Here is a 22,970-nt window from a genome sequence, read left to right as displayed (position 1 = left end):
GGCCGCGCGGCGACGTCGTCAGGCCGGGAGACGCCAATCGACGGGGTCCGCGCCCTGCTCCTCGAGCAGGGTGTTGACCCGCGAGAACGGCTTCGAGCCGAAGAACCCCCGGCTGGCCGACAGGGGCGACGGATGCGGCGACGACACGATGGCGGTGTCACCGAGCAGGGGGGCCAGGTTCATGGCATCCTTCCCCCACAGCACCGCGACCAGCGGAGCCTCGCGGGCGACGAGGCTGCGGATGGCGTGGTCGGTCACGCGCTCCCACCCCCACCCCCGATGGGATGCCGGGGAGCCCGGCGCCACGGTGAGCACGCGGTTCAGCAGCATGACGCCCTGCGCGCCCCAGGCCGACAGGTCGCCGTGCGGCGCGGGGGCGATCCCGAGGTCGTCGGAGAGTTCGCGGTAGATGTTCGACAGGCTCCGCGGCACGGGCCGCACGTGCGGGTCGACCGCGAAAGACAGGCCGATCGGGTGCCCCGGGGTGGGGTACGGATCCTGGCCGACGATCAGCACGCGCACCGCGTCGATCGGCGTGCGGAACGCACGCAGCACGAGGTCACCGGCGGGGAGGTACGGCTGCCCCTCGGTGCGCAGGCGCTCCCCGAGCGCCGCGATGTCGTCGGCGACGGGGGCGAGGGGCGTCAGCCACGACGCGTCGATCAGGCCGGCATCGGCGAGCTGCGCGAGAGTCTTGCCGCTCACGCGGCGTCTTCTTCGTGCACCGACCCTTGGTGCGACCAGGGGAAGTCGATCCAGAGATCGGTGTCCTTCCACGCGTAGTCGGGGGTGATGATCGTCGACGGCTTCGTGTAGATCACGGCCGAACGGGTCTCGGCGCCGTGCCGGCCGAGGAGCTTCACGGCGAGGTCGAGGGTGCGACCGCTGTCGGCGACGTCGTCGACGAGGAGCACCCGTCGTCCGGTGAGGTACGACAGGTCGAGCTCGGGGGGCAGCAGTTCGGGCGCATCGAGGACGGTGCCGACGCCGGTGTAGAACTCGACGTTGAGAGCGCCGCAGTTCTTCACACCCAGTCCGTACGCGATGGCGCCGCCCGGCAGCAGTCCGCCTCGGGCGATCGCGACGACCACCTCGGGGTGGAACCCGTCGGCGACGATCGCCCGGGAGATGTCGCGCGTGGCGACCCCGAAATCGTCCCAGCTCAACCGCTCGCGCTCGTCCGTCACACCGGACTCCTCTCGTCGACTCGTCTCACCCTAGGGCGTGATCGAGACGCCGCCGCGCCCGATGCCGCCTCATCGCGGGGTGCCCGGTGCGATCGTGGCACCCCGGCGGGGAGTCGATTGCGGATGCCGAGGACGGCGGCGGTGCTATCGTCGCGCCATGTCGCGCATCTCGGGTGCGGTCGGACGGGTGCGCACCTCGGCGCTCGGGGTGACCGCGGGGCTCATCGGGTGGTTCGTGCTGGTGGAGCTCGCCAGCGGCATCCTTCAGGGGTTCTACGTCCCCCTGCTGCCCGACATCGTCACGCACCTGGGGATCCGCGACGCCGACGTCAACTGGTTCGAAGCCGCGCAGCTTCTGCTGTCGGCGCTCGTGCTGCCGGTGCTGGCCAAACTCGGCGACATGTTCGGGCACAAGCGCGTGCTGCTGTTCTCGGCGATCGCGACCGCGGCGGCGAGCTGGTGGCTCGTCTTCGCCGACTCGTTCACGACGTTCCTGCTGGCCTGGGCCCTGCAGGGCTTCTACGTCGTGTGGCTGCCGCTCGAGATCGCCCTCATCTTCGACCGTGGACGCCGGCAGCAGCGGGGGGTGTCGCAGACCCGCCGCGCCGCAGGTCTGCTCGTCGTGGGACTGCAGGCCGGCGCGATCATCGGCGCCCTGGCCGCGGGGCGCCTCTTCACCGCGACCGGGGGCGATCTGCGCCTCTCGCTCGCCGTCCCCGCGATCGTCGTGACGCTCATCTGCCTGGTGATCTGGTGGGGCGTGCCCGAGTCCGAGCCGTCGACGAGCGACCGCCGCCTCGACATCGGCGGCTTCACGATCCTCGCCGGCGCCCTGCTCTGCGTCACCGGCGCCCTGTCGTTCGTGCGGCTCCCCGACGGCCCGGGTCCGATCGCGATCGTCGGGCTGCTGGCCGCGGGCCTCGTGCTGGGCGTGGTCTTCGTGCTGTTCGAGCTTCGCCAACGCGATCCGGCCATCGACATCCGCGTGCTGCGCCGGCCCGAGATGTGGCCGGTGCAGGCCACGGCCTTCCTCGTGGGCATCAGCCTGCTGGGAGCGCAGGGCCCGCTCGCGACCTACGCCGGCACCGACCGCGCGCTCGGCTACGGCCTGGGGCTCGACGCCGCGGACCGGTCGAACGTCATCGGCGTCTACCTCGTCTCGCTCATCGTCGGCGCCGTGCTGTTCGCCGTGACCTCGCGGTGGGCGAGTCCGCGCGCGATGCTGATCGGGGCGGCGACGCTCGTGGGCGCGGGATACGCGCTCCTGCTCCCCCTGCACGTCGAGCTCTGGCAGGTGCTGCTGTGCCTCGCGATCGCCGGGATGGGCTCGGGCGCCCTCGTCGCGGCGATGCCCGCGGCCGCGGCCGCCGCCGCTCCTCGCGGGCAGACGGGGGTGGCATCCGCCCTCACCAACACCACCAAGACCGTGGGCGGGACGATGTCGTCCGCCGTCTTCGGCGTGGTCCTCGCCGGTGGAGCCGGGGCGGCCGTGGCCGCCACCGCCGCACCGCTCGCGGGCTACCTGACGGTGTGGGCGATCTGCGCGGCGGGCGGATTCGCCGCGGCCGTGCTGCTGTTCTTCGTGCCGAAAGTGGCGTTCGCCGACAGTGCCGAGACCGAGACCGCCGCCCACGCCGCACGCGGCGAGGTGGCCTGAACGACTACCTCGGGCTCGACCGGCCGAGGATCGATGGGCTGGCGGTGATCGCGGCGGAGACGGCCTCTCGGCTATTCCGGGCGCTCGCTCTGACGGGGGCGCAGCGGCCCCCGCGCGAGCAGGTGCTGCGCCGACTGCGCGACGGGGCGCATCGTCACGAGATCGAGGTTGACGTGCCCCGGTGCATCGAGCGCGTAGGCGATGACGTCGGCGACGTCGTCGGCGACCAGGGGGGCCCCGACACCCTCGTAGAGCTTGTCGACGGCATCGTGGTCGCCGCCCACGCGGTTGAGGGTGAACTCCTCGGTGCGCACCATGCCCGGCGCGATCTCGATCACACGGATCGGTTCGCCGTTCAGTTCGAGCCGCAGGGCGTTCACGAGCATGGCCTCGCCCGCCTTGGCGGCGTTGTACCCCGCCCCGCCCGGGTACGCCGTCTGCGCGGCGGTGGAGGTGACGAACAACGCGTCCGCGTGCCCGACGCGCGTCGCGGCCTCGCGGAGGAGCGGGAGAAGGGATGCCACGAGCCGCTGCGACGAGAGCACGTTGGCCTCGAACATCCAGCGCCAGTCGTCGGCGTCACCGTCTTCGACCCGGTCGGTGCCGCGCGCCCCACCGGCCACCTGCACCAGCGCGTCGACGCCACCGGTCTCGGCGAGCCAGGCCGACAGGTCGGCGATGTCGTCGGCGACGGTGAGATCGGCCGCGCGGGCGACGACACCGGTCTCGGCCTCGAGCGCCGCGAGCCGATCGGCCCGGCGGGCAACGCCCACCACGTCCCACCCGCGCGAGCGCAGCAGTCGCGCCGTCGCCTCTCCGATACCCGAACTGGCCCCGGTCACCACTGCACGTCGCGTCATGGCATCCACGCTACCGGGCACCTCCGACACGGGTGTTACGGCCCGTGTCCTCCCCTGTTGTCGATGTCGGAGGCGGTGTCTACGCTCGCATCAGGCCACGGCGACCGCCCAGGCCACCCGAGCTGAGGAGCGGCCATGTCGGCATCCGAGAACTGGCGTTTCGAGACCAAGCAGATCCACACCGGTGCCCAGCCCGATCCGGTCACCAAGGCGCGGGCCACGCCGATCTACCAGACCACCTCGTACGTGTTCGACAACGCCGACCACGCCGCGAACCTGTTCTCGCTGGCCGAGTTCGGCAACATCTACACGCGCATCCAGAACCCCACGCAAGACGTCGTCGAGCAGCGCGTCGCGGGGCTCGAGGGCGGCACGGGTGCTCTGCTCGTCGCCAGCGGCCAGGCGGCCGAGACCATCGCCGTGCTCAACATCGCACAGGCCGGCGACCACATCGTGTCGTCGAGCTCGATCTACGGCGGCACCTACAACCTCTTCAAGTACACCCTCGCGAAGCTCGGCATCGAGACGACGTTCGTCGAGAACCAGGACGACCCCGCCGCCTGGCGTGCCGCCGTGCGTCCCAACACCAAGCTCTTCTTCGCCGAGACCATCGGAAACCCGAAGATCAACGTGCTCGACATCCGCACGGTCGCCGATGTCGCGCACGAGGCCGGCGTGCCGCTCATCGTCGACAACACGATCGCGACGCCCTACCTCATCCGTCCCTTCGAGCACGGCGCCGACATCATCGTGCACTCCGCGACCAAGTTCCTGGGCGGCCACGGCACCACGATCGGCGGCGTCATCGTCGACGGCGGCACCTTCCCGTGGTCGGAGCACTCCGACCGGTTCCCGGGCCTGACCACGCCCGATCCCTCGTACCACGGCGCCGTGTACACGCAGGCGGTCGGCGACGGTCTCGCGTACATCATCAAGGCGCGCGTGCAGCTGCTGCGCGACCTGGGTGCCTCCATCGCGCCGCAGAGCGCCTGGCAGCTCATCCAGGGCATCGAGACCCTGTCGCTGCGCGTCGAGCGTCACGTGCAGAACGCGCAAGAGATCGCGGAGTGGCTCGAGTCGCACCCCGATGTCGCGACCGTGAACTACTCGGGCCTGCCCACCTCGCCCTGGTACGCCGCCGCGAACAACTACGCCCCCAAGGGCGTGGGTGCCGTGCTCTCGTTCGAGCTCAAGGGCGGTGTCGAGGCAGGTCGCGAGTTCGTCAACTCGCTGAGCCTGTTCAGCCACCTCGCCAACATCGGCGACGTGCGCTCGCTCGTCATCCACCCGGCATCCACCACGCACTCCCAGCTCACGCCCGAGCAGCAGCTCACCGCCGGTGTCACGCCGGGCCTCGTGCGCCTGTCGGTGGGTCTCGAGAACATCGCCGACCTCAAGGCCGACCTCGACCAGGCCCTCGCCGCCGCGCGGCGCCTGTCCGAGGCCTCGCGCGTCTGACTCGCGCTCGCGAAACGGCGTCGAGGGACGCGTCGTCTTCGTGTCCGGCGCGTCGCGTCGCGAAGCGCGCGGGCAGCTCGGCGTTGCGCAGCGCGCGCAGGTCGGCGTCGGGTGACGAGCGGAGGGCGAGGGATGACGGGAGGACCCTCACCGCGCAGCGACCCTCACCCCGCCCCACGCCCTCCGCTGATCACGCGCCGCGCACCGCGCGACGCCCGCGTCAGACCTTCTGGCGCGGCCGCAGGCTCCCGAGGCCCCCGTCGACCCCGATGATCTGCCCCGTCATCCACGCGTTCTCGGGCGAGAGCAGGAACTCCACCGCCCGAGCCACGTCCTCGGGTTCTCCCAGACGTCCGAGGGGGTGCATGGCCCCCGACACTCTCCGAGACATGTCGGTCGACGTGAGCTTCGCGGTCAGCCGCGTCTCAACCAGGCCCGGCGCGACGGCGTTCACCCGCAGCCCGTGCGACGCGTAACTGGCGGCGGCCGACAGCGTTAGCCCGATGACCCCGGCCTTCGCGGCGGCGATGCCGTCGTGGTTCGGCAGTCCCGCCAGGGCCGCGGCCGAAGACACCAGCACCACTGAGCCACCGTCGCGCATGTGCGTCCCGGCGGCGCGCACGGCGGCGAACGACGTGGTCAGAGAGGCGGCGATGAGGCCGTCGTACTGCTCGCGCGAGGTCAGGTGCGCGGGCTTGAGCAGCATCGAGCCCGCGAACACCGCGATGCCGTCGAGCTCGCCCACCTCGCCGACCACGCGGTCGACGGCGTCGAAGTCCGTGGCATCCAGAACGAAGTCGGGCTCGATGACCGAGGAATCCCGCGCCGTCGTGACAACGCGATGACCGGCGTCGCGCAGTCGGGTCGCGGTCGCCCCGCCGATGTCGCTCGAGGCCGCAATGAGAAGGAAGGTCGCCATGCGGCGATTCTGGCCAGCCCTCCGCGCCGGAGGCGGGGGCTGGACAAGGAGGTCAGACGGTGGTCAGCGCTGCGCGCAGGCGTTCGTTCTCGGCGTGCCAGTCGGGGTCGTCCTCCCAGAGCTCGGCCAGTTCACCGTCATCGGAGGTCGCGTGGACGACCGCGGCGTCAGCCAACGACACCAACTCGGCGGACGGCGCCGACGCGCGCGCCACGAACGCCGTGACCGCGTCGGAGAAGGCCCGGCCGGGCACCCGCCCCAGCCCCCGCGCGACGACCTCGGCGGCCGCGATCGCCACCGTCGCGGCGTCGGAGTCGAGCTGCGAGCCCTCCGTATCGGCGGCGACGCGCAGTGCGTCATGCACGACGTTCCAGTCGGTCTGCCCTTCGAGCTCGTACGCCCAGTCGGCGGCGGTGTCGTTCCCGAACGGTTCTGCGCTCCATGCACCCATGCGCCGAATCGTACGCGCGGTCTCCGACATCGACGTAACAGTCCGGTCGGACCATCGGCGACCGACGAGAATGGATGCCATGGACTGGCAGATCTCCGAAGACACGGTGCCCTCGGCCCCGGTGACGGAGGCCGATGCCCGATCGCTGCTCGGACGCCCCCCGGCGACCGGCGCGTGGCGCGACGGCGACCCCGCGGGGGACCGCCGATTCGCCTCGTTCGGCGCGTTCGCGACCGAGACCGGGCAGTCGCTGCCCCACGTGCGTCTCGCGTACGAGACGTGGGGACAGCTCTCGCCCGCCCGCGACAACGCCGTGCTGATCCTCCACGCGCTCACCGGCGACAGCCATGTGCGCGGTGCCGCCGGTCCGGGGCACCCCACCGCCGGGTGGTGGAGCGACCTCGTGGGCCCCGGTGCGGCCATCGACACCGACCGCTGGTTCGTGGTCGCCCCCAACATGCTGGGCGGATGCCAGGGCTCGACGGGACCGGCGAGCATCGCCCCCGACGGCTACGAGTGGGCTTCGCGCTTCCCTTACCTCACGATCCGCGACCAGGTCGAGGCTCAGGCCCTGCTCGCCGACGAGCTCGGCGTCGAGCGGTGGTTCGCCGTGGTCGGCGGGTCGATGGGCGGAATGCACGCGATCGAGTGGGCCGTCGGCCACCCCGACCGCGTCGCCCGCGCCGCGATCCTCTCGGCCCCGCCGATCACGACCGCCGACCAGATCGCCCTGAACTCGGTGCAGCTCGACACCGTGCGCATCGACCCCCGCTTCGCCGGCGGCGAGTATTACGACGCCGGCGACGGCGACGGCCCGCACCGCGGACTCGCCCTCGCTCGGCGCATGGCACTGCTGAACTACCGCAGCCCGACCGAGCTCAACCAGCGATTCCAACGTTCATGGCAGTCGGGGGTGAGCCCGCTGGGCCGCGGCGGACGCTTCGCCGTCGAGTCGTACCTCGATTTCCACGGCAACAAGTTCACCCGCCGTTTCGACGCGAACAGCTACCTCACCCTCGTCGAGGCCATGAACTCGCACGACGTCGGCCGCGACCGCGACGGCGTCGAAGACGCCCTGGGACGCGTCACGGCGACGACCCTGGTGCTCGGCATCGACAGCGACCGCCTGTTCCGCATCGACGGGCAGCATCGCATCGCCCGCGGCATCCCGAACACGCTCGACGGAGACGACGCCGTCGTGCTCTCGAGCGACTTCGGCCACGACGGCTTCCTCATCGAGACCGCCGCCGTCGCCCTGCACCTGCGTCGCCTTTTCGCGACCTGATGATCCCGGATGCCGGGCACCGCGGCATCCGTTCCCTCCGGCCCCTCGTCGGTCGGGGAAGAGGTCGTGCGTTCCGTGTTAGGGCCGCGCCGCTGCCGCGGCGAGCCGGCACCTGGACGCATGCCCGGCGCGTTCCGGACACTCACCCGAGCGGCGCGCCGTCGCCGCGACCGCCCGCACACACCGTCGAGTGTCCAGAACACTCCGCATCCCCGGACCCCAAGGCGGCGTGTCCGGGACACTCGCGCCAACGTTCAGCGCCGCGTCAGCCGCCGGCCCGTGGTCGACACGACGCGCGCTCAGCGCTGCGTCGGGATCGAACCGGTGATCGCGGTCTGCGCGGCTTCGGCCGCCGGCACCCGATGTTCGGGGTGGCGTCCGCTGCGGTCCTCGACGCGGTACGACACCACGGCGACGACCAGTCCGCCCAGGGCGAGCAGCGCTCCCACCCACGCCGGGGCGACGAGTCCGAGGCCCGCGGCGATGGCGAGGCCGCCGAGGAAGGCGCCCAGGCTGTTGCCGATGTTGAGCGCCGAGTGGTTCAGCGCTGCGGCGATGGACTGGTTGTCCTCGGCGACGTCCATGAGTCGCGTCTGGATCGCCGGACTCAGGGCGGCACCGCAGAACGCCACCAGGAACGCGAACAGCACCAGCGCCACGATCCACCCGGCCGTGAGAGCCAGGCCCACCGATGCCGCACCGAGGGCGACGAGCCCGACGTACAACCAGAACCGCAGGTCTTTGTCGGCGAGCGCGCCGCCGACGATGTTGCCGATCGTCATGCCGATCCCCACGAGCACGAGCACGAGCGAGACGGCCCACTCGGGCTGGCCCGCGACATCGGTGATCATGGGCGCGATGTAGCTGTACATCGCGAAGAATCCGCCGAACCCGACGGCGCCGATGCCGAGGGCGAACCAGACCTGACCGATGCGGAACACGCGCAGTTCGTCACGCAATCGACGACCGGGCGAACCGGGGTGCTTCGGTACGAAGAGGGCGATGCAGATCGTGGCGAGCAGGAAGATCCCGGTCACCACGGCGAACGCCGCGCGCCAGCCGACCTGCTGGCCGAGAAGGGTGCCCAGCGGCACACCGACGACGTTGGCGATCGTGAGCCCGGTGAGGACGAACGCCACGCCCTTGGCACGGTTGCCGGGGCCGAGCGCGTCGGCGGCCACCAGGGCTCCGATGCCGAAGTAGGCGCCGTGCGGAAGTCCGGCGAGGAATCGGGATGCCGCGACGAGCTCGAACGTGGGGGCGATGACGGTCAGCAGGGTGAAGAACGCCAGCGCGGCGGCGAGCACGATCATCACGCGATGACGCGGGAACCGTGCCACGGAGCCGGCGATCGTGGGCGCACCGACGACGACGCCGAGCGCGTAGAGCGAGATGAGCCAGCCGGCCTGGGCGATGGCGTCGTCGGGCGAGGCCGCCCACGCGCCGGGGACGAGTTCGCGGGCGATGTTGGGCAGCAAGCCCATCACCACGAACTCGGTCATGCCGATGCCGAAGCTGCCGATGGCGAGAGAAAGGAGCGCCCGCATCGCCGCACCTCTCGAGGAAGTCGAAGAGGTCACCTTGCGATGCTAGTCCGCGCGGCCGCGAGCGTCGAATCGTTTCGAGGGCCGGGTGCGGCGGGTGAGGTCGGCGTCACGGTCGACCGTGCACCCCGCGGACTGCTCCTCCCCACCCGCACCGCGGGTGAACTTCTCCCGATCTCCGCGGTCGAGCGGTTCCACCCCCACGGAAAGCTGACAGTCTGGATTTCCTCACCGCGGGATGAAGGGATGCCGGACGTGACGGAACCGCAAGTATGGGTGCTCATCGGAACCTTCGCCGCGACTGTTCTGGGCGGCATGACGTTCAGCACGAACCTCATCATGGGATCGCTCACGAAAGTGATCACGGCGAACACAGACCGGCTCGAGGCACGTCTCGACGCCGTGCGGTACGAGACGGTGGCCGAGATCCACGTCACGAGGACCAGGATCGACAGCGTCGAGACCGTTCTCACCGCCAAGATCGACAGCGCCGAAGCCGGCCTCACCGCCAGAATCAACACCGTCGAAGCCGGCCTGAGCGCCAAGATCGACAGCGTCGAGAGCCGCCTGCGCGGAGACCTCGCCCGCATCGACGCCGACGTCACTGCCATCACCAGGCGCATCTGGAACGACCCGCCCGCCGGGTGAACCCGCCGCAGCTGCACCCCTTCGCGCAACCGTCGACCGCTGTCCCGTCACGGCTCAGCCGATCGGCTCAGTCGACGTGACGCTCCAGCGCGTCCTCGAGTCGCTCGATCTTGCCGTCGATCTCGCCCGTGCGTCCGGGGCGGATGTCGGCTTTCAGCACCAGCGACACCCGCGATCCGTAGGGCAGCACGGCATCCGTCGCCCATTTGACGACGTCGAACACCTCGTCCCACTCCCCCTCGACCTCGGTGAACATCGAGGTCGTGCGATGCGGCAGACCCGAGGCGCGCACGACGGCGACGGCTGCGGCGACGGCGTCGTGCACCGACGCGTCGGGGTTCTCCGAGGCGACGGTTCCGACACCCGAGGGAGCGACAGAGAAGGCGATGAGCATGATTCGAGACTAGGCCGCGGGCGGCCTCGGCGGAACGGGCCGCGTCGCCACCGCGCCGCACAGCGCTGCGCAGCGACACGCCGCGCCGCACCGCGAAGTGAAGCGCCGCGTCTGCGTCGGACGACGCCGCGTGCACCCCGGTCGCGGCGCACCGTCTCGCGGCAGCACCGCGCCTAGACGCCAACCCCGGGTCAGCCGCGCGGAGCGATCCGCGTTCGCGCCGGACGCCGCCCGGTCACGATCTCGTGCAGCCCGGCGGGGGGACGGACGCGGTCGATCGGCGCACGGACGACGCGCACGACGGCCCACACCAGCAGCACGAGGGCGAGCAGGTTCCGGGTTTCGAGCACGAAGACGGGGAACGGGTTCGGGTGCGTCGCCATGAGCCCGTCGTACAGCAGCGGGTACATCCACTGCGTGAGCGCCGCGATCACGAGGGTCATGCCCGCGAATCCGTACCAGCGGCGGCGATCGATCATCAGCCCCAGCACGACGGGAGCGAAGAGCCACACGTAGTACTGCGGCGAGCCGACCTTGTTCAGCGCGATGAAGGCGGTGACGAGAGCGAGCGAAAGCGGCGGGAAGAGGCTCACGAAGGTCGCCCCGCGCCGCAGCTTCACGATGCCGACGATGGCGATCCCGACCATGACGAGCAGCATGATGGGCGTCATCGCGGCGATGAGGGGGTCGGCGCCGGGTCCCGTCACCTGGAAGGTGAGCACGCCGCCGTCGTAGTACACCTCGGAGCCGGGAACGTAGAAGGCGGCGAGGAACATGTACAGCCCGCCGACGGGGGCCTCCATCTGGATGCCGCGGGTGGTCTGGTCGCCGACGAAGCCGAAGACGTACGGCGCACCGCCCAGGGCGACGACCGCGATGACGGTGGTCACCGACACCGCGACGGCACCCCAGATGAGGGCCAGGCGACGGCGGGCGGCGATGAGACCGGCGGCCAGGATCGCCGCGGGCCACACCTTCATCCACACGGCGATCGACAGCAGCAGGGAGGCCACGAACGGGCGGCGCAGCAGCCAGATGCTGCCGAGGATCGCGAACGGCACCGTGATGCCGTCGATGCGGTACAGGCCGACCGGCCCGATGAGCAGGATGGCCGCGAGCCAGAACCAGGCGGCGATCACACGACCGCGCGAGCGTCCCTTGCCCACGAGCACGACGAAGGCGACCAGGTTGGCGAGCGCGACGGTGATGACCCAGGCGGGCGTGTACCCGACGGCCCAGGCGAACAGCCAGGCGAACGTCATGGGCAGGAACGCGAGCTGCGGATAGATCCACTTCTCGGTGATGCCCGGCCAGGCCCACGCGTCCGAGCGCGTGCACGAGGTGACGTCGATGCCGCCGAACAGCGCGCAGCGCGACCAGGGTTCGTACACCAGGTACACATCGCCCATCGGCTCGTTGGGCTGCTGATAGCCCAGGATGCCGACGACGACATGTACGGCGACGAACGCGATCAACAAGGGAACGACACGCCTCACCACCGCATCATCCTAAGCGGGCGCCCCTGAGCGTCCCGGACGCGCGGCTCGCGCTCCCCCGCCGTCGCGCGGGTCGCGACGACAACCGTTACCCGATCGAGTCCGCCTGCAGCCCGGCCACGACCGAGGGCAGCTCCCCGGCGATGTCGAGCGCGGTGATCGGCCCGCCGAGGCCGCCGTAGGCCTGTGATGCCCGTGTGCCGGCCGTTCCGTGCAGCCACGCGGCGGTGGCCGCGCACGCGGCGAGGTCGTCGAGCGAGGTGCGATCGGCGGCGACCGACCCGGCGGTGACGGCGCCGAGCACGCCCGCGAGCACGTCGCCGGTGCCGGCGGTCGCGAGCCACGGCGTGCCCGTCGTCACGCGGCGGGTCCACCCGCCCGCGGCGGCGACGATCGTGACGGCGCCCTTCAGCAGGACCACCGCGCCGATGGCCTCGGCGGTCTCGCGCGCGGCCGCCTCGCGGGCGTCGTCGTCGCGCGGATCGGACGCTTCGAGGCCCAGGCTCTCGCGCAGTCGGTCGAGCTCTCGCGCGTGCGGCGTCACGATGACCGGTGCCGCAGCCCCGGCGACCAGGTCCAGGGCTCCCGCATCGACGACGACCGGCACGTCGGCGCGCAGGATGCCGCGCAACGCCGCGGTCTCGGCGGCGGCGCGCTCCGCGGCATCCGTTCCCGATCCCATCACCCACGCCTGCACCCGCCCGTCGGCGGTCACCGTCTCGGGCCGACGCTGCAGCACGAGGTTCTGCGCGCGCTCGGGTCCGAGGTAGCGGACCATGCCCGTTCCGGTGCGCCACGCGGCCTCGACTCCCAGCATCGCCGCGCCCGCATACCGGGTCGACCCCGTGCGCAGCCCCACGACCCCGCGGGAATACTTGTCGTCGTGCGCCGTTGGCCACCGCAGTGTGCGACCGGCATCGCGCCCGGTCCAGTCCTTCGCCGTCATGGCGTCACCCTAAAGCGCAAAGGTCTTCCATGAGTGCCCTCTTCACACCCCTGTCCATCCGCGGTATCGAGATGCGCAACCGGCTGTGGGTCTCGCCGATGTGCCAGTACAGCGCGGTCGACGGCGTGCCGAACGACTGGCACCACGTGCACCTCGCCCAGTTCGCCGCGGGCGGCGCCGGTCTCGTGATCGCCGAGGCCACGGCGGTGTCGCCCGAAGGCCGCATCTCGCCCGAAGACGCCGGCATCTGGACCGACGCGCAGGCCGAGGCCTGGGCCCCCATCGTCGCGGCGATCCGCGCGCGGGGCGCCGTCGCGGGCGTGCAGCTGGGCCACGCCGGCCGCAAGGCGTCGACCACCTCCCCGCTCACCGGCGGCCGCGGCACCGTCGCGCCCGAGGCCGGCGGCTGGACCACGCTCGCCCCCTCGGCGCTCGCGTACGACACGTTCGCCGAGCCCGTCGCCCTCGATGCCGCGGGCATCGAGAAGGTCGTCGAAGACTTCGCGGATGCCGCCCGCCGGGCCGTCGCGGCCGGGTTCGAGGTCGTCGAGCTGCACGCGGCCCACGGCTACCTGCTGCACCAGTTCCTGTCACCGCTCACGAACCACCGCGACGACGAGTACGGCGGCTCGTTCGAGAACCGGGTGCGCCTGCTCGTGCGCGTGACCGAGGCCGTGCGCGCGGCCATCCCCGACGTCGTCCTGTTCGTGCGCTTCTCGGCGACGGACGCCGCCGAGGGCGGCTGGAGCGTCGCCGACACCGTCGCCGCCGCACGGCTGGTGGGTGCGGTCGGCGCCGACCTGATCGACGTTTCCAGCGGCGGCCTCGTGCCGCAGCAGCGCATCGTGACAGGCCCCGGCTACCAGGTCGAGTACGCCGCGACCGTGCGCCGCGAGACGGGACTGCGGGTCGCCGCCGTCGGCATGATCGACGACCCCTCCCTGGCCGAGAACATCGTCGCCGACGACCGGGCCGACGCCGTGCTGTCGGGCCGCGAGTGGCTCCGCGACCCGCACTACGGCCTGCGCGCCGCCGCCGCGCTCGGCGCTGACTCCCCCGCGCCGGCCCAGTACACCCGCGCGTACTGAGCCGCGCCGCGACGTCCTGACCCGGGTCCCGCCCGACGGCGGATCGGCGAGCACTCACCCCCGCGAATGAGAACACCGGATGCCACGACCCCTCGGGGCCGTGGCATCCGGTGTGTCAGGCCTCAGACGAAGCGACGGCGCTCGGTGGCGTCCTGCACCTCGCCGACGAGCTCCTCGATGATGTCCTCGAGGAACAGCACGGCCTTCACGTCGCCGCTCTCGTCGCGCACCTGCGCCAGGTGGCGACCCGAGCGGCGCATGAGCGCCAGGGCGTCTTCGAGATCGGTCGTCTCGAGCACCGACACCATCTGATGGATGCGCTTGGCGGGGATCGGACGCGCCATGTCGGCGGCCGTCCCGTCGGCCGCGCGCAGGACGTCCTTGAGGTGGACGTACCCGGTGGGGTTGCCGGTGTCATCGACGATCACGTACCGCGAATATCCGTGCTGCGCGACGGCACGCTCGATCTCGCCCGGAGTGGTGCGGGCGGGGAGCGTCACGAGGTCGCTCATGGGGACGGCGACGTCGGCGGCGGTCTTCTCGGTGAACTCCACCACCGCGCTGACGGTTCCCGACGCGTCGTCGAGCATGCCCTCTCGCCGTGACTGGCTCACGATCGTCGCGACCTCGTCGAGGGTGAAGGTCGAGGCGGCCTCGTCCTTCGGCTCGACGCGGAACAGGCGCAGCACGTGGTTCGCCGTCCAGTTGAGGGCGACGATGATCGGGTAGAACGCCTTCGACACAGCCACCAGGGGCGGCGCGAGCATGAGCACCGCGCGGTCGGGCAGCGAGAACGCCAGGTTCTTCGGAACCATCTCGCCGAACACGACGTGCAGGTACGACACGATCAGCAGCGCCACGATGAACGCCACCACGTCGACGGCCGCCTCGGGCAGACCGGTGAGGCCGAGGGGCCCCGCCAGCAGGTGGTGGATGGCGGGCTCTGACACGTTCAGGATCAGCAGCGAGCAGATCGTGATGCCGAGTTGGCACGTGGCCAACATGAGCGTGGCGTGCTCCATCGCGTACAGCGCGGTCTTCGCCGCCCGCGAGCCGCGATCGGCGTGGGGTTCGATCTGCGATCGCCGCGCCGAGATCACCGCGAACTCGGCGCCGACGAAGAAGGCGTTGGCCACGAGCAGCACGACCAGCCAGGCGATTCCCGCCCAATCGTTCATCGCTGATCACCGCCCTTCGCCGCGCGCACGAGGTCGCCGACGTTCTGCTCCACCGGCTTCGGGGTGAACTGCACGCGGTCGACGCGACGGCCGTCCATGCGGTGCACGCTCAAGACCCCTTCGTCGGTCTCGACGGTGTCGCCCACCGCCGGGATCCGCTCGAGCTCGGCCATGATGAAGCCGCCCACGGTGTCGTAGACCTCTCCTTCGGGCACGCGCACGCCCGCGCGGTCGAGGGCTTCATCGGGTCGCAGGTCTCCGGGGAACATCACGGATGCCGCGGAGCGCACCACCCCGGCGCGGGAGCGGTCGTGCTCGTCGAGCACCTCGCCCACGATCTCTTCGACGAGGTCTTCGAGGGTGACCACGCCCGCGGTCCCGCCGTACTCGTCGACGACGATCGCCATCTGGTAGCCGCGCGAACGCAGCTCCGAGACGAGGGTGTCGAGGTGCACCGTCTCGGGGACGCGCAGCGGCTCCGTCGACAGCGCGGCCACGGGCACGTCGCCGCGCCTGTCGCGCGGCACGCCGATCGCGGCCTTGAGGTGCACGACGCCGATGATGTCGTCCATCGACTCGCCGTACACGGGGAAGCGGCTGTGCCCGGTGCGCCGGGCCAACTGCACGACGTCGTCGGCGGGGTCGCCCGCGGCGAGCGCGTGCACGCTGGGGCGCGGGGTCATCACGTCGGCGGCGCTGAGGCGGGCGAAGGTGAGGCTGCGATCGAGCAGCGAGGCGGTGTCCTTCTCGAGCATGCCGGCGCTGGCCGAGCGCTTGACGAGGCTCGAGAGCTCCTCGGCCGAACGGGCGCCCGAGAGCTCCTCTTTCGGCTCGACGCCGATGGAGCGGAGCACCCCGTTGGCGCTGCCGTTGAGCACGAGGATGGCGGGCTTGAACACGGCGGTGAACGCGATCTGGAAGGGCAGGACGAGCTTGGCCGTCTGCCGCGGGATCGCGAGGGCGAAGTTCTTGGGAACGAGTTCGCCCAGGATCATCGACAGCACGGTGGCGAAACCGACGCCGATGATCGCGGCGAGGGTGACGATGACCGCCTCGGGCAGTCCCCACGCCTGGAAGACCGGCCGCAGCAGATTCGAGATGGCCGGTTCCATCGTGTAACCGGTGAGGAGCGTCGTCAGGGTGATGCCGAGCTGGGCGCTCGACAGGTGCGTCGAGGTGATGCGCAGCGCATCGATCGTGAGCGAGAGCCGCGGCTCGCCCGCCTCGCGGCGGGCTTCGAGGTCGGCGCGGTCGAGGTTGACCAGGGCGAATTCACTGGCGACGAAGAGTCCCGTTCCGACGGTGAGGATGAGCCCCACGCCGAGCATGACGTAATCCATCAGGCATCACCTCCGCTCGACCGGGGGTCGGTGTCGAAGGGGCGGCGTCGGGGCCTGGGTCTACAACTGGGAGGGTCGTCCATCGTGCGCTCGATTCTATTGCAGCCCCGGGCCCCTGGCATCCGGATTCTGCGGATCCCGGCACCTGGGGAGGATGGGTGCATGGATGCCGAGACCCCGGCCGGCGAGCGCGCCGCCACCGCTGAACGTCAGGTGACGGACCGCTTCGTGCACCGCTACGGCCCGGTGGCCTGGGCGAGGGCGGCACTGCCCGGCGCCACCGGCGAGCGCACGTGGCATTACTGGTGGCACGCGCACGTGCTGCACGTGCTCGGCGACGCCGAGCGCAACCGGCCCGACGCGCGCCGTCGACGGATGATGCGTCGCCTGGCCCGGGGGGTGACCCTGCGCACGATCGGCCGATGGACGACCCCGTACTACGACGACATCGCCTGGATGGGCCTGGCGCTCGCGCGCACGCACCTGAACGCCCGCGCCCTGCGCCGCATCTCGCGGGTGCTGCACCGGGCGATCCATCCGCGCGTGGGCGCACTGCCCTGGTGCGTCGACAGTGACCTCTTCAACGCTCCGGCGAACGCGCCCGGCGCCATGGTGCTCGCTCTGACCGGCCACCGGGCCGAGGCCGTCGCACTCGACGCGTGGATGGCATCCACCCTGGATCAGTCCGACACGGGCCTCGTCCGCGACGGCGTCGAGCACGGCGTCGTGCGGAGCGAACTGTGGACGTACAACCAGGGCGCGGCCCTGGGGCTCGCCCTGCTGCTGGGCGAGCGGGCCCTGGCCGACGACGCGCACCCGGCGTGGGCGCACGTGGAGCGTGCCCGGGCTCTCGTCGCCGCGGTCGAACGGTGGTGCGCCGCCGACGACGGACTGTTCCCCGCGGCGGGCGGGGGCGACGGCGGCCTGTTCGCCGGGATCCTGGCGCGTTATCTCGCCGAGGCGGCGATGGATCTCGCCGAGAGCGGCGACGCCGAGGGCGATGCCCTCTCGCGCACCGCGCGGCGCCTCGTCCAGCGCAACGCCGACGCGCTCTGGGACGCACGCCGCGGCGGGTTGTTCCCGGCCGATCCCCGCCGCCCCGCGCGCGCAGAGGGCGAGGACCTCGATCTGTCGGTGCAGGTCGGGGCGTGGATCACGCTCGAGGCCGCGGCCGACCTCGAGCGGGTGTTCACCAGCTGACCGGAAGCGCCTTGCCCTCGTCGTACCCGGCCGCCGACTGCAGGCCCACACGAGCGCGCTCGTGGAACTCGGCGACGGTGGCGGCGCCGGCGTAGGTGAACGAGGAGCGCACGCCCGACGTGATCATGTCGAGCAGGTCTTCCAGACCGGGGCGCTGCGGGTCGAGGTAGATGCGCGACGACGAGATGCCCTCGGCGAAGAGTTCCTTGCGGGCGCGCTCGAACGGGTCGAGTGCCCCGAAGCGCCCGTGCACGGCCTTGGTCGAGGCCATGCCCCACGACTCCTTGTAGACCCGGCCGTCCGCGTCGGCACGCAGGCGCCCGGGCGACTCGATCGTCCCGGCGAACCACGAACCGACCATGACCGATGCCGCACCCGCCGCCAGCGCCAGGGCGACGTCGCGCGGATACCGCACTCCGCCGTCGGCCCAGACGTGCGCCCCGACGCTGCGCGCGGCCTCCGCCGTCTCGAGCACGGCCGAGAACTGCGGCCGCCCCACGGCGGTCATCATGCGGGTCGTGCACATCGCCCCCGGCCCCACCCCGACCTTGAGAATCGTCGCACCCGCGTCGGTGAGGTCGCGCACGCCCTCGGCGGTGACGACGTTGCCGGCGGCGATCGGGATGCCGAGATCCAACGCGGCGACCTCGCGCAGCGCCCGGAGCATCTGCGCCTGGTGACCGTGGGCGGTGTCGACGACGAGGACGTCGACACCGGCGTCGGCGAGGGCGCGGGCCTTGCCGGCGACATCGCCGTTGATCCCCACCGCGGCCGCGACGATCAGGCGTCCCTCGGCGTCGACCGCCGGGCGGTAGATCGAGTCGCGCACGGCGCTCCGCGCCGACAGCGTGCCCACCACGCGGTCCGCGTCGACGACGGCGACGATGTCGGCCTCCCCCACCAGCGCGAAGACGGCACGGGGATCCCCCAGCTGATCGACCGAGACCACCGGGGCGTCACCCCGCGCGATGTCGCCGAGCGTGGCATCCGGGAGCGCCGTGGCGAGGCGCGTGGCCGGCACGATCCCGCGGAAGGCCGAGAGGGCGACGACCCCGTCGTCTCGGGTCTCGGCGACGACGATGCCGCGCCCGGGCACCGGGGGCAGCACCAGGCGCGCGTCGGCGACCGTCGCGGTCGGGGGCAGCACGAGCGGGGCGTCCCAGGCCGTCGGCTGTGCCTTGACCCAGCCGACGGCGTCGAGCAGGTCGGGCAGCGCGAGGTCCTGCGGGAGCACGCCGAGTCCGCCGCGGCGCGCCAGGGTCGCCGCGAGTCGGGTTCCCGTGACGGAGTTCATGTTCGCCGACACGAGCGGAAGGGTGGCACCGCTCCCGTCTCCGGGTGCCAGGTCCGCGTCGAGGCGGCTGCGCACCTCGGAATGACGCGGGACCAGGAACACGTCCGAGTAGGTCAGATCGACATCGGGTTGAGCGCCGGAGAACTCCATGGCATCCACCTCACCACATCAAGGGAACGTAAAGACCCGCAGACCGCCCAGGAACCTCGGCTAGGCTTGACGACGCGCCGGACGGTGACGTTCGCGCGTATCCACAGGAATCTTCATCGAGGAAAGCAGGCGATCGACTGTGTCGAGCCAGGTGGCGGGCGTCGGTACTTCGAGCGAGGGCGAGTTCGGCGCGAACGAGTGGCTCGTAGACGAACTCTACGAGCAGTTCAAAGTCGACAAGCACTCCGTAGACAAGGCCTGGTGGCCGATCCTGGAGGCGTACCACCCGGTCGTCGACGGGTCCGCCGCGGCAGCGCCGCCCTCGGAGCCCAAGCCGGTCACCGCGCCGATCCCGGTGGTCGGTCAGGCCCCCGTCGCGCGCACCACCGCCAAGCCCGCGAAGCCGCAGCCGATCCCGGCGCAGGCCCCCGCCTCGGCACCCGCGGCCGCAGCCCCGAGCACCGAAGAGGACCGCGTCACCGTCCTCAAGGGGATGCCGAAGGCCCTGGCCTCCAACATGGACGACTCGCTCACGGTCCCCACCGCGACCAGCGTCCGCACCGTGCCGGCGAAGCTGATGATCGACAACCGCATCGTCATCAACAACCACATGTCGCGCACGCGCGGCGGCAAGATCAGCTTCACGCACCTGATCGGCTGGGCGCTCATCCAGGCACTCAAGGAGTTCCCGAGCCAGAACGTATACTACGCCGAGATCGACGGCAAGCCCTCGGTGGTGGCCCCCGCGCACATCAACCTGGGTATCGCGATCGACATGCCCAAGCCCGACGGCACCCGCGCGCTGCTGGTGCCCAGCATCAAGCGCGCCGACACCCTCAGCTTCAGCGATTTCCTCGACGCGTACGAGGACCTGGTGCGTCGCGCACGCGGCAACAAGCTCACGCCCGGCGACTTCCAGGGCACGACGCTGTCGCTGACGAACCCCGGCGGCATCGGCACCGTGCACTCGGTCCCCCGTCTCATGCGCGGTCAGGGCGCCATCATCGGCGCGGGTGCGCTGGACTACCCCGCCGAGTTCCAGGGCGCGAGCGACAAGACGCTCAACGAGCTGGCGATCGGCAAGACCATCACGCTCACCAGCACCTACGACCACCGGGTCATCCAGGGCGCGGGGTCGGGCGAGTTCCTCAAGAAGGTGCACGAACTGCTCATCGGGCAGCGCGGCTTCTACGACGACATCTTCGCGGCGCTGCGCATCCCCTACGCGCCCATCCACTGGGCGGCCGACATCAGCGTCGACCTCTCGGAGCGCATCGACAAGAGCGCCCGCGTGCAGGAGCTCATCAACTCGTACCGCGTGCGCGGCCACCTCATGGCCGACATCGACCCGCTCGAATACGTGCAGCGCACCCACCCCGACCTCGAGATCGAGTCGCACGGTCTGACCTTCTGGGACCTCGACCGCGAGTTCGTCACCGGCGGTCTGGGCACGAAGCGCGTCGCCAAGCTCCGCGACATCCTCGGCGTGCTCCGCGACTCGTACTGCCGCACCATGGGTGTCGAGTACATGCACATCCAGGACCCGATCCAGCGTCAGTGGTTCCAGAGCAACATCGAGGTCAAGTACACCAAGCCCGGGCACGACGAGCAGCTGCGCATCCTGTCGAAGCTCAACCAAGCCGAGGCGTTCGAGACGTTCCTGCAGACCAAGTACGTCGGCCAGAAGCGCTTCAGCCTCGAGGGCGGCGAGTCGCTCATCCCGCTGCTCGACCAGATCCTCCAGGGCGCAGCGTCCAAGGGCCTCGACGGAGCCGCGATCGGCATGGCCCACCGCGGTCGCCTGAACGTGCTCACCAACATCGGCGGTAAGACGTACGGCCAGGTGTTCCGCGAGTTCGAGGGTGCGGTCGCCACCGGAAGCAAGCGCGGCTCGGGCGACGTGAAGTACCACCTCGGCACCGAGGGCACCTTCGTCGGCGACGAGGGCGATGAGCTCCCCGTCTACCTGGCGGCCAACCCCTCGCACCTCGAGACCGTCGACGGCGTGCTCGAGGGCATCGTCCGCGCCAAGCAGGACCGCAAGCCCATCGGCACGTTCTCGTGGCTGCCCATCCTCGTGCACGGCGACGCCGCGTTCGCGGGTCAGGGCGTCGTCGTCGAGACGCTGCAGATGTCGCAGCTGCGCGGATACCGCACCGGCGGCACGATCCACGTCGTGGTGAACAACCAGGTCGGCTTCACCACCACCCCCACCGACGCGCGCACCTCCGTGTACGCCACCGATGTGGCCAAGACCATCCAGGCCCCCGTGCTGCACGTGAACGGCGACGACCCCGAGGCCGTCGTCCGCGCGGCCGAGCTGGCGTTCCTGTACCGCGAAGAGTTCCACCGCGACATCATCATCGACCTGGTCTGCTACCGCCGACGCGGCCACAACGAGGGCGACGACCCCTCGATGACGCAGCCGCTGATGACCAACCTCATCGAGGCCAAGCGCTCGGTGCGCCGTCTGTACACGGAGTCGCTCGTCGGTCGCGGCGACATCACCGAGGACGAGTACGAGCAGGCCAAGCAGGACTTCCAGAACCGTCTCGAAGTCGCGTTCGCCGACACCCACGAAGCCGAGACCGGTACGACCCCCGTCGTCACGGCCGACGCGGTCGACGACGTGCCCACGGGCGCGCCCGAGACCACCGGCGTCTCGCGCGAGGTCGTGCAGCACATCGGCGACGCGTTCGTGAACAAGCCCGACGGCTTCACCGTGCACAACAAGCTGCAGCAGCTGCTCGACAAGCGTCTCGACATGAGCCGCAACGGCAACATCGACTGGGCCTTCGGCGAGCTCCTCGCCTTCGGCTCGGTGCTGATGGAGGGCACCCCGGTGCGCCTGGCCGGTCAGGACTCGCGCCGAGGCACGTTCGTCCAGCGCCACTCGGTGCTGCACGACCGCGACAACGGTCAGGAATGGCTGCCGCTGGCGAACCTCAGCGAGAACCAGGGACGTTTCTGGGTCTACGACTCGCTGCTGAGCGAGTACGCGGCCATGGCGTTCGAGTACGGCTACTCGGTCGAGCGCGCCGACTCCCTGGTGCTGTGGGAGGCGCAGTTCGGCGACTTCGCCAACGGCGCGCAGTCGGTCATCGACGAGTTCATCTCGTCGGCCGATCAGAAGTGGGCTCAGCAGTCGAGTGTCGTGCTGCTACTCCCCCACGGCTATGAGGGCCAGGGACCCGACCACTCGTCGGCCCGCATCGAGCGCTATCTGCAGATGTGCGCGCAGGACAACATGATCGTCGCGCGCCCGTCGACGCCGGCCTCGTACTTCCACCTGCTGCGCCGCCAGGCGTACCAGCGTCCGCGTCGTCCGCTCATCGTCTTCACCCCGAAGGCCATGCTGCGTCTGCGCGGAGCCACGAGCCCCGTCGAGGACTTCCTCGAGGGTCGCTTCGAGCCGGTGCTCGACGACAACCGCGGTGTCGACCGCGGCGCCGTCACGCGCGTGCTGCTGCACGCCGGAAAGATCCACTGGGATCTGCGCGCCGAGCTCGACAAGAACCCGAACCCGAACATCGCCCTCGTGCGCCTGGAGCAGTACTACCCGGCGCCGATCGAAGAGCTGACCCGCGTGCTCGAGCAGTACCCGAACGCCGAACTGGTGTGGGTCCAGGACGAGCCCGAGAACCAGGGCGCGTGGCCGTTCATCGCGCTCGAGATCGCCGACCAGCTCGGTGGCCGCTCGATCCGCAACATCTCGCGTGCCTCTGCGGCGTCGACCGCGACCGGCTCGCCCAAGGTGCACGCGAACGAGCACGCCGCCATCATGGCGGAGGCGCTCGCGCGCTGATCCGTACGTCGAAGGGCCCGGTCGATATCGTCGACCGGGCCCTTTCGCGTGGGCGGATTCCTCGCGTCAG

General features: G+C 71.0%; 19 protein-coding genes. 7 read left to right on the top strand and 12 right to left on the bottom strand.

The window, feature by feature from the left end; all coding sequences use genetic code 11:
* Positions 1-18 precede the first annotated feature (18 nt).
* Together IFR11_RS03575 and IFR11_RS03570 are read right to left on the bottom strand one after the other, a co-directional pair.
* A complete protein-coding gene (locus IFR11_RS03575) occupies positions 19-705 on the bottom strand; it encodes a uracil-DNA glycosylase (RefSeq protein WP_191915238.1) in 687 nt (228 codons plus the stop codon).
* A complete protein-coding gene (locus IFR11_RS03570) occupies positions 702-1,187 on the bottom strand; it encodes a phosphoribosyltransferase (RefSeq protein WP_055834678.1) in 486 nt (161 codons plus the stop codon). The genes IFR11_RS03575 and IFR11_RS03570 overlap by 4 nt, the downstream gene beginning before the upstream one ends.
* 157 nt (positions 1,188-1,344) lie before the next feature.
* On the opposite strand from IFR11_RS03570, the gene IFR11_RS03565 reads away from it, so the two are divergent.
* Positions 1,345-2,844 (top strand): MFS transporter, encoded by a 1,500-nt coding sequence (locus IFR11_RS03565; RefSeq protein ID WP_191915237.1) that lies wholly within the window; start codon positions 1,345-1,347, stop codon positions 2,842-2,844.
* A 71-nt stretch (positions 2,845-2,915) separates the two neighbouring features.
* Here the strand turns inward: IFR11_RS03565 and IFR11_RS03560 are convergent, their stop codons facing one another.
* Positions 2,916-3,704, bottom strand: a complete 789-nt coding sequence (locus IFR11_RS03560) for an SDR family oxidoreductase (RefSeq protein WP_191915236.1) — start codon at positions 3,702-3,704, stop codon at positions 2,916-2,918.
* Between the two features lie 135 nt (positions 3,705-3,839).
* Between IFR11_RS03560 and IFR11_RS03555 the strand changes: the two genes are divergently transcribed.
* Positions 3,840-5,162, top strand: coding sequence for a bifunctional o-acetylhomoserine/o-acetylserine sulfhydrylase (locus IFR11_RS03555; protein ID WP_191915235.1), 1,323 nt, complete (start codon positions 3,840-3,842; stop codon positions 5,160-5,162).
* A 220-nt stretch (positions 5,163-5,382) separates the two neighbouring features.
* Here the strand turns inward: IFR11_RS03555 and IFR11_RS03550 are convergent, their stop codons facing one another.
* Both IFR11_RS03550 and IFR11_RS03545 read right to left on the bottom strand, forming a co-directional pair.
* On the bottom strand, positions 5,383-6,081 hold the full coding sequence (locus IFR11_RS03550) for an SDR family NAD(P)-dependent oxidoreductase (protein WP_191915234.1): 699 nt from the start codon (positions 6,079-6,081) through the stop codon (positions 5,383-5,385).
* Positions 6,082-6,133: 52 nt separating this feature from the next.
* Positions 6,134-6,532 (bottom strand): DUF4259 domain-containing protein, encoded by a 399-nt coding sequence (locus IFR11_RS03545; protein WP_191915233.1) that lies wholly within the window; start codon positions 6,530-6,532, stop codon positions 6,134-6,136.
* 79 nt (positions 6,533-6,611) lie between these two features.
* Here IFR11_RS03545 and metX point away from each other — a divergent pair, with 79 nt between their 5' ends.
* A complete protein-coding gene (gene metX / locus IFR11_RS03540) occupies positions 6,612-7,817 on the top strand; it encodes a homoserine O-acetyltransferase MetX (protein ID WP_191915232.1) in 1,206 nt (401 codons plus the stop codon).
* 299 nt (positions 7,818-8,116) lie between these two features.
* Here metX and IFR11_RS03535 read toward each other — a convergent pair whose 3' ends face one another.
* The gene (locus tag IFR11_RS03535; protein ID WP_070408333.1) at positions 8,117-9,364 is read right to left on the bottom strand and encodes an MFS transporter; all 1,248 of its coding nucleotides are present in this window, start codon (positions 9,362-9,364) and stop codon (positions 8,117-8,119) included.
* 243 nt (positions 9,365-9,607) lie between these two features.
* Between IFR11_RS03535 and IFR11_RS03530 the strand changes: the two genes are divergently transcribed.
* A complete protein-coding gene (locus IFR11_RS03530) occupies positions 9,608-10,009 on the top strand; it encodes a hypothetical protein (RefSeq protein WP_206755288.1) in 402 nt (133 codons plus the stop codon).
* Between the two features lie 67 nt (positions 10,010-10,076).
* Here IFR11_RS03530 and IFR11_RS03525 read toward each other — a convergent pair whose 3' ends face one another.
* The 3 genes from IFR11_RS03525 to IFR11_RS03515 all read right to left on the bottom strand — a co-directional run bounded on the left by IFR11_RS03525 (position 10,077) and on the right by IFR11_RS03515 (position 12,845).
* Positions 10,077-10,403 (bottom strand): thiamine-binding protein, encoded by a 327-nt coding sequence (locus tag IFR11_RS03525; protein ID WP_191915230.1) that lies wholly within the window; start codon positions 10,401-10,403, stop codon positions 10,077-10,079.
* 191 nt (positions 10,404-10,594) lie between these two features.
* A complete protein-coding gene (locus IFR11_RS03520; protein ID WP_055936744.1) occupies positions 10,595-11,902 on the bottom strand; it encodes a glycosyltransferase family 87 protein in 1,308 nt (435 codons plus the stop codon).
* An 85-nt stretch (positions 11,903-11,987) separates the two neighbouring features.
* The gene (locus IFR11_RS03515; RefSeq protein WP_191915229.1) at positions 11,988-12,845 is read right to left on the bottom strand and encodes an ADP-dependent NAD(P)H-hydrate dehydratase; all 858 of its coding nucleotides are present in this window, start codon (positions 12,843-12,845) and stop codon (positions 11,988-11,990) included.
* A 29-nt stretch (positions 12,846-12,874) separates the two neighbouring features.
* Here IFR11_RS03515 and IFR11_RS03510 point away from each other — a divergent pair, with 29 nt between their 5' ends.
* Complete coding sequence (locus IFR11_RS03510; RefSeq protein WP_191915228.1) at positions 12,875-13,933, top strand: NADH:flavin oxidoreductase/NADH oxidase; 1,059 nt, start codon at positions 12,875-12,877, stop codon at positions 13,931-13,933.
* A gap of 122 nt (positions 13,934-14,055) precedes the next feature.
* On the opposite strand, the gene IFR11_RS03505 is transcribed toward IFR11_RS03510, so the two are convergent.
* Both IFR11_RS03505 and IFR11_RS03500 read right to left on the bottom strand, forming a co-directional pair.
* Complete coding sequence (locus IFR11_RS03505) at positions 14,056-15,111, bottom strand: hemolysin family protein (protein WP_055936734.1); 1,056 nt, start codon at positions 15,109-15,111, stop codon at positions 14,056-14,058.
* Positions 15,108-16,451, bottom strand: a complete 1,344-nt coding sequence (locus IFR11_RS03500) for a hemolysin family protein (protein WP_191915227.1) — start codon at positions 16,449-16,451, stop codon at positions 15,108-15,110. The genes IFR11_RS03505 and IFR11_RS03500 overlap by 4 nt, the downstream gene beginning before the upstream one ends.
* Before the next feature lie 162 nt (positions 16,452-16,613).
* Here IFR11_RS03500 and IFR11_RS03495 point away from each other — a divergent pair, with 162 nt between their 5' ends.
* Positions 16,614-17,651, top strand: a complete 1,038-nt coding sequence (locus IFR11_RS03495) for a glycoside hydrolase family 76 protein (protein ID WP_191915226.1) — start codon at positions 16,614-16,616, stop codon at positions 17,649-17,651.
* Here the strand turns inward: IFR11_RS03495 and guaB1 are convergent.
* On the bottom strand, positions 17,641-19,095 hold the full coding sequence (guaB1, locus tag IFR11_RS03490; protein WP_191915225.1) for a GMP reductase: 1,455 nt from the start codon (positions 19,093-19,095) through the stop codon (positions 17,641-17,643). The two genes, IFR11_RS03495 and guaB1, sit on opposite strands and share 11 nt — an antisense overlap.
* 139 nt (positions 19,096-19,234) lie before the next feature.
* Here guaB1 and IFR11_RS03485 point away from each other — a divergent pair, with 139 nt between their 5' ends.
* Entirely contained in the window at positions 19,235-22,900 is a 3,666-nt protein-coding gene (locus tag IFR11_RS03485; RefSeq protein ID WP_082516495.1) for a multifunctional oxoglutarate decarboxylase/oxoglutarate dehydrogenase thiamine pyrophosphate-binding subunit/dihydrolipoyllysine-residue succinyltransferase subunit, read from the top strand.
* The last annotated feature ends 70 nt before the right edge of the window (positions 22,901-22,970 follow it).

This window comes from Microbacterium sp. CFBP 8801 (genome assembly GCF_014839455.1).
Lineage (GTDB): Bacteria > Actinomycetota > Actinomycetes > Actinomycetales > Microbacteriaceae > Microbacterium.
Note: the sequence above shows the minus strand (reverse complement) of the source record. Positions and strands in the feature narration are given on the sequence as shown.